The sequence below is a fragment of the Aquimarina sp. AU474 genome (assembly GCF_900312815.1).
Classification (GTDB): Bacteria; Bacteroidota; Bacteroidia; order Flavobacteriales; family Flavobacteriaceae; genus Aquimarina.
In genome coordinates this window covers 583,605-602,167 of the sequence record NZ_OMPE01000008.1, presented here as the reverse complement: position 1 = coordinate 602,167, position 18,563 = coordinate 583,605, and the positions used below count along the sequence as shown (strand labels likewise).

The window sequence follows — 18,563 nt, the reverse complement described above, 5'->3', positions numbered from 1 at the left end:
AAAAGTAATATTACCCGATTTAAAATGCTATTAAAGCATCTCTATATTCTTTTAGATCAGATATATTTGTCTTGTTCTTTAAACTCTTAGTAAGAGAAACAAGATACTTCAAACTTTCAACAGGATCTTTTACAGCAGCTTTTTCTGTAGCAGCAGTGGTTTCATCTGTATCTTCTTCGATAGGTTCATCATCCGGAATAGGGATAAGAAAAGAGTCATTCTCTTCAATATGTTCATAAGTAAAGCGTAATACTTTAACTACTAAAGGTACTTGCGCTTCAAGTGCATACTCTCTTAACTCTTTAAGATCTTTAATCAGTGTATCGGCATTGATACCCGTTTTATCAAGATCAGTGAGAATTTTATCGACTAATTTTATTGCCTTTTTATTTTCCAAGGATGTTAAATTATATTGAGGTTAACTAAATAATCACTGCAAATTTAATTTTTTCTTGAACTTTTGAGATATCTATTGGAGTTATTTATTAATACTATTTTATTATTTTTTTGTTCACGATAATTTAACAATTATTACGTTTTTATGTAAATTACTGATAATCAATAATATAAAGTTAATTTAATGTGTAAATACTAGTATTCCAGCTAAAGTTTGAGGTAAAACCGTAACCGTATATGCTCGAAACATCTTTATCTTTGACAGGTATTCCAATTACAATTTTTCCCTTACTTTTTTTGTTTTCCCCAACACTTACCTCCTTAATCCTAAGGAGGTAAGTTCTTCTATAGGGGTAACTGTTTCTAACATTATATATGTTTTTGATTCTTATATGTTGTTTTTCAGAAATATATAATTAAGACGCTAACTTTTATTAAGGCATAAAAAAATGACCCAATTTTTATCAGGTCATTTTATATTGTATCATAGTATGTATGATATATAAACTATCTCTTGCGCTCTAGTAGAACGATACTGTATTCAGAATTAATTTTTATAGTATCCTTAACGACATTTGCTTCATAGCCGGAGTAATGATCAACTAAAACAGTTCCTTCTTTAAAAATAGAATTGATTTTTAAGCTTTTTTCTCCTTTCGGAAGATCTAATGCTACGATAACGCTATCTGAGGTCCCATTTCTATTATAACTTCGAGAAAACGTATAAGGAGTTTGCGAAATCATTTTGTGTTTTCCTGCACCAATTGAGGGATGATTTTTTCTAAAAGTTCCCAGTTTTTGCCAATGTGCTAATAATAATTTTGTTTCATCGTTTTGTAGGTCTTCCCAATTCATGTTAGATCTTAATGTGGCATCTCCTTGGGTATCTTCAATAATTAATGACCTTGCCGTTTCATCACCATAATAGATCTGAGAAACTCCTGGAGTAAGTAATAGTTTGGTAGCAGATTCGTATGTCTTAGTTCTATCTTTATCAAAAGGATCGCCATCATCATGTGAACTTATATAATTCATGACACTTTTTCCTATTAAATTGGTGTAAAGAATTTCGCTATACTTACTAAATAATTTTTCATAACCTTCTTGTTTGGCATCATATTTAAATTGAAAGTTGATCATGTTATTAAACCCATTAGCGAAATAATCTACTTTTTTGTCTCCAAAATCATAATATCGTTTACTGTCTATCCCATACCCATATAGTTCACCTAGTACATAAAAATCATTATCGTCAAGTACTTCATTAGGGTGTTTGGTTTTCCATTCGGCAAATGCTAATTTTGCTTGTTCTGCTAGCGTACGCCATGCACTTTCTTCAACATGCTTTACGGTATCAACTCTATATCCATCAATACCAAGTTCTCTTACATAATCTGTAAGCCATTTGATGATATAATTTTTTGGTGATCTTTTTAATCCTGTTTTGGTGAAAAAAATATCTAATTCTGCCAATTCAATTTCTAATCGCCCTTCAGATTTCCATTTATCAACAAGTTCCTTAGGTAGATCAACACCTTCATTACTTTCAGTTTTAATATCAGGTAAATTTTCAACTAGTGTACAACCTACCGCACTATTATAATCTTTATAAGTGCATTGTGGTGATGTACGTACCCAGTTATCAGGCCATACCGGATCTTTTTCGGTTACTGGCCCTGTATGATTCATTACAACATCCATAAGAATACGAATTCCATTTTCATGCGCTACTCGCACTAATTTTTTCAAATCCTTGTAGGTGCCAAATCCGGGATCAATTTTGGTCCAATCTTTTGCCCAATACCCATGAAAAGCATATGTGTTTCCTGTACCTTCATCGACACTATCATGAATTTGCTCTACCACTGGGTTAAACCAAAGCGCATTAACACCAAGATCTTTAAAATATCCTTCTTCTATCTTTGTAATAATCCCTTTAATGTCTCCGCCTTCAAAACCTCTTAATGTTCCAGTTTCTTTGGTTCTTTCAAGGGTTTTGTCATTTTCTTGATCTCCATTACTAAATCTATCTGCTAATAAGAAATATACATTCGCTCCTTCCCAGATAAATGGTTTCTCTTTTATGGTTTCTGGTTTTTCAGTATTGGTGGTAGTCGTTTTAGTTTCTTCTTTTTTCACATCATTTTTACAGGAGAAAAAAGTGCATAAAAGTAACGAAACAATAGTGTTAACAATGGTTTTCATAACGATCTTAGTGGTTTAAAATGCTAATCTATAAAAAGTCTCACAAAAATTAGAATATGGTGAGTTGCGAAATTCATAAAAATACATATGGAAAGTTAGTATAATTTGTGGGATTAATTTTGATACAATTCAAAATTGGCAATTATAGGTTCAAGTATTTACCTCAATACGCAATTTTTATTTTTTTTTAATTTAAAATACTGTTCCTTTGAAACCTAAATCATTAAAATGAATAAAGTAAAAGCCTGGGTTTCGGCAGCAAGATTGCGCACATTGCCTTTGTCTATTTCAGGAATTATCGTTGGTTCATCGATGTTTAATAACGTATTACTGTTTTCAGATTCATCCCTTAGAAACGATATTGGTTTTGGGGGTAAACGTTTTCTGTTTTCAGAGACCGCTATATTTTGGTTAGCGATAGCTACTACACTAGGGCTACAGATTCTTTCTAATTTTGCTAATGATTATGGTGATGGTGTTAAAGGAACAGATAATGAGGATAGAGTGGGGCCAACACGCGCACTGCAAAGTGGTGCCATTTCAAAGAAAGAAATGCTAACCGGAATTATTATTACAGCCATAATAACGTTGTTTTTTGCTATAACCTTAATTTTTATATCCTTTGGGAAGGAGAATTTTTATTATTCTCTCTTTTTCTTTGTTTTGGGATTAACAGCTATCATAGCTGCAATGAAATACACCATGGGTAATTCTGCCTATGGCTATAAAGGTTTAGGTGATATTTTTGTATTTATTTTCTTTGGATTGGTAAGTGTTGTAGGATGTTATTTCTTGTTTACTAAAGATCTTAACGTTTTAGTTTTTCTTCCGGCAATAACGATTGGACTGCTAAGCACTGCAGTTTTAAATCTAAACAATATGAGAGACCATGAAGGGGATAGGAAGGCTGGAAAGAATACACTTGTAGTGAAACTGGGTATTGCTAATGCAAGAAAATATCATTTTTCTATTTTATCTATAGCTATGTTATCGATGCTTACATTTTTATATTTCACCTATGAGAATACGATGAACTTATTATTTTTGATCGCTTTTATTCCTTTACTCATACATATTATTAAAGTATATAAAACTGAAAAACCTCAATTATTAGATCCTGAGCTTAAAAAAGTAGCTTTAACAACATTTTTACTTTCTATTTTATTTAGTTTGGGCCAGATTTTATAATTTTCACCAGCGAATCATAACAACTCGACTAATGAAAATCACCTTTTTTGGACATAATACCTTATTACTAGAAATCAATAACACAAATGTATTAATAGATCCTTTTGTTTCAGGAAACCCTTTATCCAAAGATAGCATTGATGTCAATAGTATAAAAGCGGATTATATTCTACTTACTCATGCACATCAAGATCATGTTTTGGATGCCGAAGTTATTGCAAAAAATAATGGAGCTATTATTGTATCTAATTATGAGATAGCGACTCATTATCAAAATAAGGGCATAGAGGTACATCCTATGAATCATGGCGGTAGTTGGGGTTTCGAATTTGGAAAAGTTAAATACGTAAATGCAATACATACCAGTAGCTTTGCAGATGGAACCTATGGAGGGCAACCGGGAGGTTTTGTAATTGAAGGAGAGCATAAAACTGTATACATTGCAGGAGATACTGCGCTTACTATGGATATGAAACTAATTCCTATGACTACCAAATTAGATCTTGCAATTTTACCAATAGGTGATAATTTTACCATGGGTATTGATGATGCTATTCTCGCAAGTGATTTTGTAGAATGCGATAAGATATTAGGCGTACATTATGATACTTTTGGTTATATAGAAATTGATCATACCGAAGCTAAACGCAAGTTTTTTGAAAAAGGGAAAGATCTCATGTTATTAGAAATAGGGAAGAGTATTGATCTATAAATGAAAGCGAGCTACTACAAACATATTCTCAATTTTAAAAGACCAAGCGGAACCTCGAGAGGAGTTCTAAACAAGAAAGAAACCTGGTTTATTGTAATTTCTGATGGTAAAAGAAAAGGCATCGGAGAGTGCGGTATTTTAAGAACATTAAGTATTGATGACAGACCTGATTATGAAGATAAATTAAGATGGGCATGTGATAATATACATTTAGGAAAAGATAAACTCTGGGAGGAATTACTAGAATTTCCCAGTATTCAGTTTGGTGTTGAAATGGCATTTAAATCTTTTGCAAGTGAATCGCCTTTTTTGTTGTTTCCTTCCAAGTTTACTGATAATCAAGAAAATATCGCAATTAACGGACTTGTTTGGATGGGGAGTAAAGAATTTATGCTTGAGCAAATTGAGCATAAATTAGATCAAGGTTTTAATTGTATTAAAATGAAGATTGGGGCTATTGATTTTAAAACTGAATTGGATATCTTATCTTTTGTAAGATCAAAATTTTCATCAGATGTAATCGAACTAAGAGTAGATGCTAATGGGGCATTCTCACCTGATGAGGCAATTGATAAACTTAATAAACTCTCTAAGTTTAATCTACATAGTATCGAACAACCTATACGACAAGGGCAATATGAACAAATGCGTTCTTTGTGTAAAGATACTCCATTACCCATTGCTTTAGATGAAGAGTTAATAGGAGTTTTTGATGTAACGAAAAAGAAAGAGTTGCTACAAACAATACAACCACAATACATTATTCTCAAACCAAGTTTAATAGGTGGTTTTAATGGCACTAATGAGTGGATAGATATTGCAGAATCATTAGATATTAAATGGTGGATCACAAGCGCTTTAGAAAGTAACGTGGGGTTAAATGCAATTGCCCAGTACACTTATACGTTGAATAGTAAAATGCATCAAGGATTGGGGACTGGAAGTTTGTTTACAAATAACTTTCAAGCACCGCTAGAAGTTAATAATGGATCACTATCTTATATCAATGAAACTGATTGGGTAGTAGAATATTTAAATAAATAATACATGTATATAACACAAGGGAGAAAAGGAAAATTGGGGATGTGGAAATATATTCCGGTACCATTAGGTTTTTTGGGATTAATGACTTTAAATTATATCATCGCCAAGATGATGCACATGGATACCGAAGCGATTTTGAAACAACAGATCGAGTTGATTGGTAAAAATGGACTATTTCTTGAGTTGATGATTCCTTTTGTAGTCTTTTTAGGAGGCTTATTGTTTTGGGTAAAGTTTGTGCACCAGCAATCTATTTTGTCTTTGACTACTGCGCGAAAAAAGATAGATTGGGGTAGAGTGTTTTTTATTTTCGTGTTAATGGCAACTTTTATTATTACCTCTACGGGGCTATCTTACTATTCTAACCCAGAAGACTATATTTATAATTTTGAACCTGTTCCGTTTTTTATATTGTTGCTAATGGCTATAGTACTAGTTCCTATACAAACTAGTTTTGAGGAATATATGTTTAGAGGATATTTAATGCAAGGATTGGGCCTGGCTACCAAAAATAAATGGATACCCCTCGTAGTGACTTCTGTATTGTTTGGAGTAATGCATGCTGCAAATCCGGAAGTAGAAACTTTAGGACCGATAATTATGGTATTCTACATAGGTACGGGTTTATTTTTAGGGATCATCACTTTAATGGATGAGGGTATGGAGTTGGCGCTTGGTTTTCATGCCGCAAACAATCTAATTACAGTATTACTTGTTACTGCCGATTGGACAGCACTTCAAACAAATTCGATACTGTTAGATGTATCAGAACCTGGAGCTGGATACGAAATATTGATACCAGTATTTGTAATTTTCCCATTGTTTATATTCATATTGGCTAAAAAATATAAATGGACAAATTGGAAAGACAAACTATTTGGAAAAATCGGTGATGAAGAAATCACTGAAGAGATAATACAAGAATAATATATTCTTTACATATAGATAACCTACGGGTATTTTAGAAAATTGAAATTTGAATATGGAAACAAGAAATGCATTTTCTATCCCCGAAATACATGAAAAATTTTCTATAAACAAACACTCTTCGGATAAGAAAATACTGGAGCGTATTGCCTATAACTTTGTTAAAGAAGGAGAAGTATATGAGCAAGAAGTTGGTAGTTTTTTATTAGATTGGTTAAACGAAAAGGATTATATAGTAGTACAAACTTCAGGGTCTACAGGAAAGCCTAAAAAAATTAAAATCTACAAACGGCACATGATTAATAGTGCTAAAGCAACGGGTAAATTTTTTAAAGTAGGAGAAGATACCACAGCGTTATTATGTTTGCCGGCAAATTATATTGCTGGTAAAATGATGTTGGTTCGGGCAATGGTTTTGGGGTGGAAAATTGATCTGGTACCTCCAAGAACAAATCCTCTGGATACAGTGTATAAACAGTATGATTTTTGTGCAATGGTACCGTTACAACTGGATAACTCATTAAACAGGCTTCATTTAATAAAGAAATTAATAGTAGGGGGAGGACCCGCTTCAGAAAATCTTAAAGAATTAATACAAGGTGTTGGAACCAAGGTTTATGAAACCTACGGAATGACAGAAACTATTACCCATATTGCAGCTCGCAGAATAAACCCTAAGAAAAAAGATAAAAAAGACTCTTCCTATTTTAAAGCACTTCCTAACGTATCCCTGAGTATGGATAATCGTAATTGCTTAATGATTAAAGCTCCCGAGTTAAACGACGATACCATAGTTACTAACGATGTTGTTGAACTTAAAACATACAAGAAATTTTTGTGGAAGGGCCGTTATGATAATGTAATTAATAGTGGCGGTATAAAATTATATCCTGAAGAAATAGAAACCAAATTACAACTCCTTATAGGACATCGTTTTTTTATTACTAGCCTTCCTGATGATGCTCTTGGTGATAAGGTTGTTTTAATAATCGAACAAGATTACAATGAAATTGCAAAGTTGACTATTTCTGAAGCCATCAAAAGTCTTGAGACTATTAATAAATATGAAATTCCTAAAGAGATTTATTTCCTCTCTCAATTTATAGAAACTGAAACTGGTAAGGTACAAAGAGCAAAAACCTTAGCTTTAGTTTCTAATAGTGAATTATAACCCGATGTTATACTGCAGAGATTATATCTAGATAGCTCAAAAGTTACCTTTACTAACTCAAATAACCATTTCACTCATTGTCGATTGTTACCTGTTCGGGTAACTTCTAGTTTTAGATTATAATTTAAAAACTATCGACTATGAGATCACTACATTACTTCGTATTTTTTCTATGTATCATAGGAACTATAAAAGCACAACAATTAACGGTTGCAGGAAATGTAACCGATGAGCAGAGTTTACCATTGCCAGGCGTCAATATATTTATAAAAGGAACTACTTCTGGTACACAAACAGATTTTGATGGTAACTATACAATTCAGGCTTCAAAAGGAGATATCTTAAATTTTTCTTATGTGGGATTTACTACACAAGATGTTGAAGTAACAGGAAAATCAAATATTATTAATGTCGAGATGAAAGTCTCAGAATCACAATTAGAAGAGGTTGTCGTTACCGCTTATGGTGTTCAAAGAAGAAGTGTATCATTAGGTTATGCCGTTACTTCAAGGAATAGGTCACGAAGAAAAGGTAAAAGAAGTAAACATAAACTAGCAGGAAAAGTTGCTGGAGTACAAATATCAAAAGCTAATGGATCCGCAAATACAATTCGAATAAGAGGAGCTATTTCTGTTTTGGGTAACAAAGAACCATTATACATTGTTGATGGTGTAGCTATTAAGAAAAAGGATATAGCAAAAATTAAAGCTATTGACCCTGCTAAGATAGCAGACTTAAAAGTTCTTAAGAATGAGAGTGCTAGCTCTATTTATGGAGTAAGAGCAAAACATGGTTGTATTGTAATTACTACACATAGTGGTACATATGATGTGAAAAACAATGAATCGTATAAAGAAATAGATGAAAATAGGTTCGAAAGAGTTCATTTAGCACCATTATCTACATTTTCTATCGATGTTGATAAGGCATCTTACAGTAATGTTCGTAGAATGATTAATAATGGAAATAAGATCCCTACTGATGCTGTAAAGGTTGAGGAAATGATCAATTATTTTAATTATTCATATCAGCAACCCAAAGGAGAACATCCTTTTGCTATTGATACAGAATATGCAACTACACCATGGAATGCCGATACGCAGCTTGTAAAAATTGGTTTAAAAGGAAAAGAAATTCCGCAAGATCAGATACCAGCTTCTAATTTAGTATTCTTAATAGATGTATCTGGCTCTATGGGAGATAGTAATAAATTACCATTACTAAAAAAAGCCTTTAAACTTTTGGTTAATCAATTACGCGAAAAAGATAAGGTTTCGATAGTTGTATATGCTGGTGCTGCGGGATTAGTGTTGAAACCTACATCAGGTGCATACAAGAATGAAATTAATAAAGCTTTACAACACCTCGAAGCGGGAGGATCTACAGCTGGCGGAGAAGGTATAGAACTGGCATATAAAATAGCAAAAGAGAATTTTATTAAAGAAGGAAACAATCGCGTAATCCTAGCGACCGATGGGGATTTTAATGTGGGTATGAGTTCTGATAAGGACATGAAACTACTTATCGAAGCTAAAAGAAAATCAGGAGTATTTCTTACATGTTTAGGCTTCGGAATGGGAAATTATAAGGATAGCAAATTAGAAACTCTAGCGGATAAGGGTAATGGTAATCACGCCTATATAGATACAATGCAAGAAGCGCAAAGAATATTGGGTAAAGAGTTTGGAGGTACTTTGTATACTATTGCCAAAGATGTAAAGATTCAAGTAGAATTTAACCCAAACAAAGTACAGGCATATAGATTGATAGGGTACGAGAATAGATTATTAGCTAATGAAGATTTTATAGATGATACTAAGGATGCCGGGGAGTTAGGTAGCGGCCATACCGTAACAGCTTTATATGAAATTATCCCTGTTGGAGTGAAAAGTAAATACCTCAAGAAGGTTAATACGCTAAAATATACCAAACCTAATGTCGGTAACAAATACGGAAATGAATTGTTAACTGTAAAGTTTAGATACAAAAAACCACAAGGAAAGAAAAGTATACAGATGGTTCATGTCCTGAATACAAACAAAAATGCTGTTGCAACTCAAGATTTTAATTTTGCTGCAGCTGTAGCATGGTTTGGTATGAAAGTTAGAAAATCAAAATTTATCAAAAATGAGAAACTGGATGATATTATTACATTGGCTCAAGCCAATAAAGAAAATGACGATCAGGGATATAAAGCAGAGTTTATACGACTAGTAAATAGTTATGACGGGCTATAGATATAAGGATTAAATCGTTAGAGTAGGTTAATTCAAGAAGAGATATCTGCATTGTTGCAGGTGTCTCTTTTTTATAATACTTTTAGTTGCGCTTAAATAAACTCATCACACAACAATACATATACCCAATGAAAAAGCTTCTTGTTTTACTCGTATTCTTCAGTTATTTTTCTCAGGCTCAGATTCTTCAACAAAAGGAAAGAGCAGCAGCTATAGATATGATTCTGGTTGATCGTTTTAATACTCTACTACCTCAATTAATGGATAGAACCGAGTTTGATATGTGGATTTTGATTTCTAGAGAATATAATGAAGATCCTGTTCTTAAAACCATGTTACCTTCTACATGGCTTAATGCAAGGAGAAGAACTATTTTGGTTTTTTATAGAAATAAGAAGAAAAATACAATAGAAAAATTAGCAGTTGCAAGATATAATGTTGGTAAAAACATTGAATCTGCTTGGGATAAAGAGAAACAACCTGATCAATGGAAAGCATTGGTAGATATCATTTCTGAAAGAAATCCTGATAAAATAGGAATAAATTTTTCGGAAAATTTTGGGATCGTAGATGGCATTGTAAAAACGGATTATGAAGCATTTATGAAAGTTTTACCCGCGGAGTATAAGCCTAGGGTTACCTCTGCAGAAAAATTGGCTATTGCTTGGGTAGAAACCCGAACAGCTCAAGAGATGGAGCTATATAGTGAACTTGTAAAAATTACTCATGATATTATTGCCGAAGCATTTAGTACAAGTGTAGTTAAACCCGGTACGACGACAACAGATGATGTAGTTTGGTGGTTAAGACAAAAAGTTACAGATATGGGTTTAAAAACATGGTTTCATCCTACTGTAGATATTCAACGATCAGGAGAAACTTTACAGAGTCATATCGTTTCGTTTTCGGATAGACCCAAAGATAAAGTTATTAGACCAGGCGATTTGATTCATTGTGATTTTGGGATTACCTATCTAAGATTAAATACAGATTGCCAACAACATGCATATATTCTTAGGAATAACGAAACATCCTCTCCAGAATTTTTGGATAAAGCATTCGCAGATGGTAATCGTGTACAAGATGTGTTTACTGGTAACTTTGAAACCGGTAAAACGGGAAATGAAATTTTATTAAAATCCCTAGATCAGGGAAGGGCAGAGGGTCTTACCCCTGCCATTTATACGCATCCGCTTGGATTGTTTGGTCATTCGTCTGGCCCTACAATCGGAATGTGGGATTCTCAAGAAGGAGTTTCTGGTACAGGAGATTATCCACTATACGAAAACACTGTATATGCTATTGAGTTAAATACTACCGTTTCTATTCCCGAATGGAAAAAAGACATACGTATTATGTTAGAAGAGGCTGGTTTTTGGGGACCCGAAGGATTTCGATATGTAAACCAAAGACAAACAAAGTTAATCACCATACCCAAAAGATAAAAGGGTCTTCATAAAGAAAACCCTTTTGTATAAATATTTACATGTACACCTATATTTAGTTTATTATCAAAAGCAATTGAACTAGATTCTTTTCAGAAAATGGAGCATTAACTACATGTATTGTTTGACCAACATAAATATTCCTAGTGCTCCAAATATAAATCCCCAATATTGCATTTTTATCCAGAATAAGCTGTGATTTGGTTTTAATATAACCTCTTGTCCTGTTTCTTTATCAACTAAAGTTTTTCCATTAGGTTCGTTCCATTTTTTACCCATAAACCAACTAAAAATTGCAGATGTAAAAAGACTAATTGCAAATGCCATATTATTTTGCTCTTCTGGCAAAAAAGAGGTTAGAGCAAATAAGACTAAGGCTAGCACTAATACAGAGAGAAACCCTCTGCCAGACCATACTATCATAATTTATATTTTTAAAGATATTGCCTACTTCGATTTAATGTCCTTTTTTGGCATATTCAGACATGTATTACTTTTTGTTATTTAAGTTTATTGTATTCCTGTTAACTCGTGATATGCGATCATTTTTCCTTTTTTGTTATATGATTCTGATCGTACTACCACTGCGTCATTATAATACCATTCTACACCTTTTCCTTTTATGTTTAAAATACCAAATTTAGATTCGAAATCAAATGTAACTTTTTGGCACTTATAGGTTCCCGCTGGCGTGGTAATAGATTCTTCGCCAACGATCTCCCGGTTAAATACTTTAAAGGTTAATGTAACTAAGGTAAAACTGTCACTATTTACTTTTATTGATAAAGTGCCATCATTAAGAGCATCCCCTGGTTTCATACCACCAGGAAATTCTAGAACGTCCCCATCTAATTTTAAGCTAATATTACTTTTATCATGTTGCGCAAGTTGATCTAGACTAAAGAATCGAAGCATATCTATACTAAATAAACCTTTATTACAATTGGCCTTATACTCTGTGCTAAAAGGGTCTTTCTTTTTTAAATCTGTAACCGTTGCTTTTATCACAGCTTCGAGGACATCATTAGACCCTGAAATACTTAAGGTTTCATGTTTTGTAGTATTTTGAGCTTTCCCTTTTTTATTATAGTCAGTATACTCTAGAATGGCTCCTTTTTTCATAAAAGGGACAGCATTACACTGTTGCGCCTGAGACGATAATGTAATACCTAAAAATACTATTGAAAGAGTTATTTTTTGTAATAGGTTATAATTCATTTTGTTACATTTTTGAAGTAATAAATGTGCCATTATTTTCCTGAGCTAGAGTGCGCATAAAATTATGATCTGCATCTTCCCCAAATGCTATGGTATGAATGATAACATTGTTGGTATTAACTCTTCTTATTTCTTCCAAAACAGCTTGAGGACCGCCATTGGGTAATCCATCACTCATTAATACGATTTCTTGAACACCTGGAGTAGATAATGCTTCAACCAAACCTTTGGCAGTATTGGTACCGCCACTTGCTTTTAAATTCTCAACAAAAATATTAGCCGATGTTCTTGACATATTGCTTGCGATTCTAAGTTCTGCAGTTTGCTTGGTAACATCATTGTTATAAGCAAAAACGGCAAATTTCTTACCATCAGGTAATCCTTTGATGGCTGGAATCAGTTTTCGTTTTACAGCCCCTAATTTGGTAGCTTGTTTGGTTACTTGCTTGCCAAGAATACTACCAATTTTTCCACCAATGGTATTACTTACTATATTCCCAGCCTTATTTCCTGCCTCACGCATTACTTGATCTTTAATAGAACCTTCATCTATTCCTTCCATACTACCAGAAATATCAATTAGATATAACGTATTGTTGGTAGATGTTTCAATTCCAAAAAACTGATCTGATTTTTTCATGACATAGCATGACTGAAATGTAGAAAATAAGAGACATATTGATAATATGGATAGTATCTTTTTCATATTTATATGTATTGAATATACTTTTAATGTTTTCATTTTTCCTTTGTAATGGTAATAATTCAGTTATTCACAAGTAATAATTAAACTATAAGTGATTAAGCTAGTTAGCTTTTTGTTCTAGACTTTTTAAATCCAGTTCATCTACTGCTTTTTTTAATTGATTTACAGACATATTTTGCCCTTCGACAGAAATCAAGAATCTATTGGCGACCATAAGATCGATTTTGGCATCTTCGGCATCAGAGTAATCATCTTTTTCAACTTCTTCTACAGCTTTATAACCATTGATTGTGGTTGATTTTCTATACCCTCGATCACTTTGTTCTTCAAAATCCCTGGCAAAACTTAAACGAGCCAAAGTAACCATTGCACTTCCTGTTTCACCTGCACCATCAATAATAGATAAAGAGATTATATCTCCGTTTTCTTTTTCATATTCAGCTTCACCCATGGCTACATCAGGCATAAACTGGTTTCCTACAGAAAATTTCTTTCTGGAGTGTCCTAATAAACTTTCGGGAAGCATGCTTTTTAAAGCTTCATTAGAAATAGGAATGGTGGTGACCAGTTTTTCATTTTCTTCTTCAATTTTTTCGGCTTCTTTGGCCATTTTGTTTAAATCAGATACCCCCTCAATCATATCCATTAAACCTCCACCTTCTTCCTTTTGTTTATCTTTTCCGCATGAAAAGAATAAAAAGATCATACCCACAGTGATGATTGTTTTTTTCATTACTTTTTTATTGTTTTGATTTGTGTAAAAAATTAGTTCTATGAACTAAATTACACCTAATAACAAAGCGTTTTTGAGTAAATGAGAATTCGTAGAGGTATTTTTAGTAATGAATAGGGTGTAACGAGAATTCTATAAATGTCGTTCTATATAATCAATTAAACTCTTTTTGCGACTTTGAGCCACAGGGATTTTATGTTTTTGATTTAGAATAACTTCTTCATTACGTTTATGAAATGCCGAAACATGTAAAAGGTTTATTAAAAAACTTTGATGTACCCGAAAAAAATTATGCGGAGACAGTTTTTCGTCAAAAGATTTTAAGGGTTTAGAAACCAGTATTTCCTTCCCATTGGTGAGTAAAAATGTAGTGTAATTATTATCTGATTTGGCATATAGGATATCCCCAGTACTTACAATATTTATCGTATCAGCATTTTTGAGTACTATTTTCTTAGGCTCTTGTTTATTTGCGAAATTTTGTAATAGCGTATTTAATTGTAATTGATAACTATCCTTAAGTTTGTCTGTAGTGATTTTATCTAAGGCTACAACCATTTCTCTTTCTTCGTAAGGTTTTAGTAGATAATCTATAGCACTAAACTTAAAAGCTTCTAAAGCGTATTTGGCAAATGAGGTAGTAAAGATAATTTTGAATTGTATTTGGTCAAAAAATTCCAAAAACTCAAATGCATTACCATCCTTAAGGAAGACATCTAGTATTATAAAATCTGGAGAAAGTTTTTTTACAAGGCTTGATGCTTTGTTAATCGTATCTGCGTTACCCAAAATATCAATACCTCCATATTGTTCAATAATAGAAGAAACATAAAAAAGAGCTTGAGGATCATCCTCTACAATAAAACAAGTAATACGATTGGTCATGAGATAAAGATACTATACATATTTTTTAAGCGGCTGTAAAACTTAAAATAACCTTAGTTCCCTTATCTGATGAATTAATCGAAATATCACCTTCAAAGCTTTTAGAAGTTCGATTTAAATTTTTCAATTGTTCTTTTATAATACCCATACTCATTGATTTATGAAGCTTTCTTGAATCTTCTTTTTTATCTTGAATCCCTTTTCCGTTATCAGAAATAGAAACACATAATGCATCATTTTCTTTATAATAATTGACATTAATAACACCTTGGTTAATGTCTTTAAGTCCATGTAAAATAGCATTTTCTACAAAAGGTTGCGTGATAAGAGAAGGGATTTGATCGAAATCTTCGATTACATTTTCTCCCATGTCTATTTGATATTCAAAAGAATTATTGTGGGTTAATTGCTGTAAATTTAAATAGGATTCTAGAGCCAATTTATCATCTCCAACACAAATAAAGTTGTCGTCGGATTTTTCTAGAATTAATCTAATTAATTTTGAATAGCTGGCTAAGTAAGCTCCAGATTTTTCTTTGTCGTTTTGATAAATAAAATTTTGAATACTTTGTAAAGCATTAAACAAAAAATGAGGATTAAGTTGGGTTTTCCTAAGTTTTTGCTGCAATAAAACCGTATTTAGTTGTTGTTTGGTTTTATAATTTTTAAACCCAAAATAGCTCAATATAAGTACTAAAACTCCAATTATTCCCAATACTAATAATATGTATTTTTGTTGTTTGATGGTAAGTGCTTGCACCTCGTTTTGAGCATCCAAAACATCGATTTGCTGTTGTTTTTTCTCAGACTCAAATTTTTCTGTTAGTTCTGCAACTTTCTCTTTTTGTTTTGCATTAGTTAGAGAATCTTTTACTTCATCTTTTAAATCAGCATAATACATTGCTTTTTTATAATCTTTTAGTCCAATATATGACTCTTTTAGATTATTAAAAACATAAGATCTTAAAATTCCTTTAGAACTAGGTTTTGCACTATCTAGATATGCAATGGCTTTATGATATTCTCCTTTCTTGAGAAAAGAGTGCCCAAGGTTATTATATGCGACATCCAATGTCTGGGTCAGGTTGAGCTCTTTTTTTAAAGACACACTTTTTTTACCATAATAAAGTGCCTTATCATAATCGGTTCCTTCCTCGGTATAATATGTAGAAAGGTTGGTGTAAACAACAGAAAGGATTCTTTTTGCATTGTACTTTAAGCCTAATTGCTCAGCTTCAAACACACTACTCTCATATTTTTTGAATAATTTTTGCTCTTTATAAATCGTACTTAAGTTGACCAAAATTTGCAATCTTAATACTTCATTAAAATCACTTAACGGAAGTGCTCTTTCTAGATATATTTGAGCATTTTTAAAATTCTTTAAAGCAGCATTGATAGAACCAATATTTGTATACGTATTTACTAATTGTTTAGAATTATTGGCTTTTTCGAGCACTTTGGCAGCTTTTAGATATATATCTAAGGCTTTGTGGAAATCTTGCTTGTAATATTCAATGGTTCCTAAGTTATGCCAGGTTTGTCCTTCGATATGTACAGGAAGTTCTTTTGCTTGAAGATTATTTTGAAGCAAAGAATCGGCTTGTTCAAATCCACCCTTTATAATCAATACACTACTTTTTTGTAAATAAGATTTAGCTACTAATGTATCGTTGCTTATAGATTTAGACAGTTGTAAAGCCTTATCAGAGTAAAACATAGAACTATCTACATTTTTTTGTAGTAATTCTTTTGATCGTATTAGATTTTGTTCAATTTCTTTAGCCTTTTCTTCATTAGATTGTGCGCTTATTTTATATGTACCGACAAGTAATAAACAAACTAAGAGTATGTGTGAAATTTTCATTAATCTATTTAATTATACCTGGATAATCCCCAGATTAAACTTCTTTTCGATAGGAGCGTGGTTAGCGGCTTCTATCCCCATAGAAATAACCGTTCTTGTATCCATAGGATCAATTATCCCGTCTGTCCATATTCGTGCAGCTGCATAATAGGGTGAAATTTGTCGGTCATAACGAGCTTTTATTTTATCGTAAAGAGCTTTTTCATCTTCTTCGGATAATTTTTCTCCTTTTTTCTTTAGTGAAGCTGTTTCTATTTGTAACAATACTTTTGCCGCTTGAGCACCTCCCATAACCGCCAGCTCAGCACTTGGCCAAGCGTATATCAACCTAGGGTCATAAGCTTTACCACACATAGCATAATTACCAGCCCCATAAGAATTACCTACTACTATCGTAAATTTTGGAACTACACTATTACTTACGGCATTAACCATTTTAGCACCATCTTTTATGATTCCTCCGTGTTCACTTTTACTACCTACCATAAAACCAGTTACATCTTGTAAAAACACCAAAGGAATTTTCTTTTGGTTACAATTAGCAATAAAACGAGTAGCCTTATCCGCAGAATCAGAATAGATAACTCCACCAAATTGCATTTCACCTTTTTTGGTTTTAACAATTTTTCTTTGATTTGCTACAATACCTACAGCCCAACCATCAATTCTAGCATAACCGGTTATAATTGTTTGACCATATCCAGCTTTATATTCTTCAAAATCAGAATCATCAACAAGACGACTAATGATTTTCATCATATCATATTGTTCATTTCTGGCCTTAGGTAGAATTCCATATATTTCTTCGGGGTTTTCTTTGGGTTTTGATGGTTTCGCCCGGTTAAAACCAGCTTTTTCAAAATCTCCGATCTTAGACATTACATTTTTTATGGTATCTAAAGCATCTTTATCATCTTTGGCTTTATAGTCGGTAACACCAGAGACTTCACAATGTGTAGTTGCACCACCCAAAGTTTCATTATCAATAGTTTCGCCAATAGCCGCTTTTACCAAATAACTACCAGCCAAGAAAATACTTCCTGTTTTATCTACAATCAGCGCTTCATCACTCATAATTGGTAGATAAGCTCCTCCTGCAACACAACTACCCATAACTGCAGATATTTGAGTAATCCCCATGCTACTCATTACAGCATTGTTACGAAAAATTCTACCAAAATGTTCCTTGTCAGGAAAAATCTCATCTTGCATAGGAAGATATACACCGGCACTATCTACAAGATATATAATGGGTAATTTGTTTTCAATCGATAATTCTTGAGCTCTTAGGTTTTTCTTTCCAGTAATAGGGAACCAAGCTCCAGCTTTTACAGTAGCATCATTGGCAACCACAATACATTGTTTGCCACTAACATAACCTATTTTAACTACGACACCACCACTAGGACAACCTCCATGTTCTTCATACATATTCTCACCGGCAAAAGCACCAATTTCGATACATTTCGAATCGTTATCTAATAGATATTCAATTCGTTCTCTAGCCGTCATTTTGCCTTTGGCATGTAGTTTTTCAATTCGTTTTTCGCCTCCTCCAAGTTTTACTTTAGCAAACTTCTGACGTAGTTCTGATACTAGTAATTTATTATGATCTTCGTTCTTGTTGAAGTTTATATCCATTTGTGTGTATTGTTTGCACGAAAATACAAAAAACCCCGAGTTTATTGATATTAGAGAGATAATTTAAGATGCTTCATAAACATACGCTTAAAATAGCAGGTTGTTGTTGTTTATTAAATTGATTTTTAATGCTTTAATAACATTTATTTGGTGATCGATTAACAGTTTTTTAAGACATATTGGATTAT

Annotated in this window: 16 protein-coding genes; 7 read left to right on the top strand and 9 right to left on the bottom strand. The window is 32.7% G+C overall.

What is annotated here, in order from left to right; all coding sequences use genetic code 11:
- Positions 1-19: 19 nt before the first annotated feature.
- Both DK508_RS12535 and DK508_RS12530 read right to left on the bottom strand, forming a co-directional pair.
- Positions 20-397, bottom strand: coding sequence for a hypothetical protein (locus tag DK508_RS12535; protein ID WP_109301097.1), 378 nt, complete (start codon positions 395-397; stop codon positions 20-22).
- A gap of 506 nt (positions 398-903) precedes the next feature.
- Positions 904-2,601, bottom strand: coding sequence for an alpha-amylase family glycosyl hydrolase (locus DK508_RS12530; RefSeq protein WP_109301096.1), 1,698 nt, complete (start codon positions 2,599-2,601; stop codon positions 904-906).
- Positions 2,602-2,829: 228 nt separating this feature from the next.
- Here DK508_RS12530 and menA point away from each other — a divergent pair, with 228 nt between their 5' ends.
- The 7 genes from menA to DK508_RS12495 all read left to right on the top strand — a co-directional run bounded on the left by menA (position 2,830) and on the right by DK508_RS12495 (position 11,325).
- Positions 2,830-3,789: a 1,4-dihydroxy-2-naphthoate octaprenyltransferase gene (gene menA, locus DK508_RS12525; RefSeq protein ID WP_109301095.1), complete on the top strand. Its 960-nt coding sequence runs from the start codon at positions 2,830-2,832 to the stop codon at positions 3,787-3,789.
- Positions 3,790-3,820: 31 nt separating this feature from the next.
- On the top strand, positions 3,821-4,501 hold the full coding sequence (locus DK508_RS12520) for a metal-dependent hydrolase (RefSeq protein WP_109301094.1): 681 nt from the start codon (positions 3,821-3,823) through the stop codon (positions 4,499-4,501).
- On the top strand, positions 4,502-5,545 hold the full coding sequence (locus tag DK508_RS12515) for an o-succinylbenzoate synthase (protein WP_109301093.1): 1,044 nt from the start codon (positions 4,502-4,504) through the stop codon (positions 5,543-5,545).
- Between the two features lie 3 nt (positions 5,546-5,548).
- Positions 5,549-6,472 carry a CPBP family intramembrane glutamic endopeptidase gene (locus DK508_RS12510; protein WP_109301092.1) on the top strand — a complete coding sequence of 308 codons (924 nt, stop codon included), beginning with the start codon at positions 5,549-5,551 and terminating at the stop codon, positions 6,470-6,472.
- Between the two features lie 55 nt (positions 6,473-6,527).
- A complete protein-coding gene (locus tag DK508_RS12505) occupies positions 6,528-7,643 on the top strand; it encodes an AMP-binding protein (RefSeq protein WP_109301091.1) in 1,116 nt (371 codons plus the stop codon).
- Between the two features lie 140 nt (positions 7,644-7,783).
- Positions 7,784-9,880, top strand: a complete 2,097-nt coding sequence (locus DK508_RS12500; protein ID WP_109301090.1) for a VWA domain-containing protein — start codon at positions 7,784-7,786, stop codon at positions 9,878-9,880.
- Positions 9,881-10,008: 128 nt separating this feature from the next.
- A complete protein-coding gene (locus DK508_RS12495) occupies positions 10,009-11,325 on the top strand; it encodes a M24 family metallopeptidase (protein WP_109301089.1) in 1,317 nt (438 codons plus the stop codon).
- 111 nt (positions 11,326-11,436) lie between these two features.
- On the opposite strand, the gene DK508_RS12490 is transcribed toward DK508_RS12495, so the two are convergent.
- From DK508_RS12490 to DK508_RS12460, 7 genes are all read right to left on the bottom strand, one after another.
- A complete protein-coding gene (locus tag DK508_RS12490) occupies positions 11,437-11,748 on the bottom strand; it encodes a hypothetical protein (protein WP_109301088.1) in 312 nt (103 codons plus the stop codon).
- 87 nt (positions 11,749-11,835) lie between these two features.
- A complete protein-coding gene (locus DK508_RS12485) occupies positions 11,836-12,543 on the bottom strand; it encodes a hypothetical protein (protein ID WP_160114684.1) in 708 nt (235 codons plus the stop codon).
- Between the two features lie 4 nt (positions 12,544-12,547).
- On the bottom strand, positions 12,548-13,249 hold the full coding sequence (locus DK508_RS12480) for a VWA domain-containing protein (RefSeq protein ID WP_160114683.1): 702 nt from the start codon (positions 13,247-13,249) through the stop codon (positions 12,548-12,550).
- A gap of 100 nt (positions 13,250-13,349) precedes the next feature.
- A complete protein-coding gene (locus DK508_RS12475) occupies positions 13,350-13,982 on the bottom strand; it encodes a hypothetical protein (RefSeq protein WP_109301085.1) in 633 nt (210 codons plus the stop codon).
- A gap of 132 nt (positions 13,983-14,114) precedes the next feature.
- Positions 14,115-14,867, bottom strand: a complete 753-nt coding sequence (locus tag DK508_RS12470; protein ID WP_109301084.1) for a LytTR family DNA-binding domain-containing protein — start codon at positions 14,865-14,867, stop codon at positions 14,115-14,117.
- Positions 14,868-14,892: 25 nt separating this feature from the next.
- Positions 14,893-16,734, bottom strand: a complete 1,842-nt coding sequence (locus DK508_RS12465) for a tetratricopeptide repeat protein (protein WP_109301083.1) — start codon at positions 16,732-16,734, stop codon at positions 14,893-14,895.
- Between the two features lie 12 nt (positions 16,735-16,746).
- Positions 16,747-18,375 carry an acyl-CoA carboxylase subunit beta gene (locus tag DK508_RS12460; protein ID WP_109301082.1) on the bottom strand — a complete coding sequence of 543 codons (1,629 nt, stop codon included), beginning with the start codon at positions 18,373-18,375 and terminating at the stop codon, positions 16,747-16,749.
- Between the last annotated feature and the right edge of the window lie 188 nt (positions 18,376-18,563).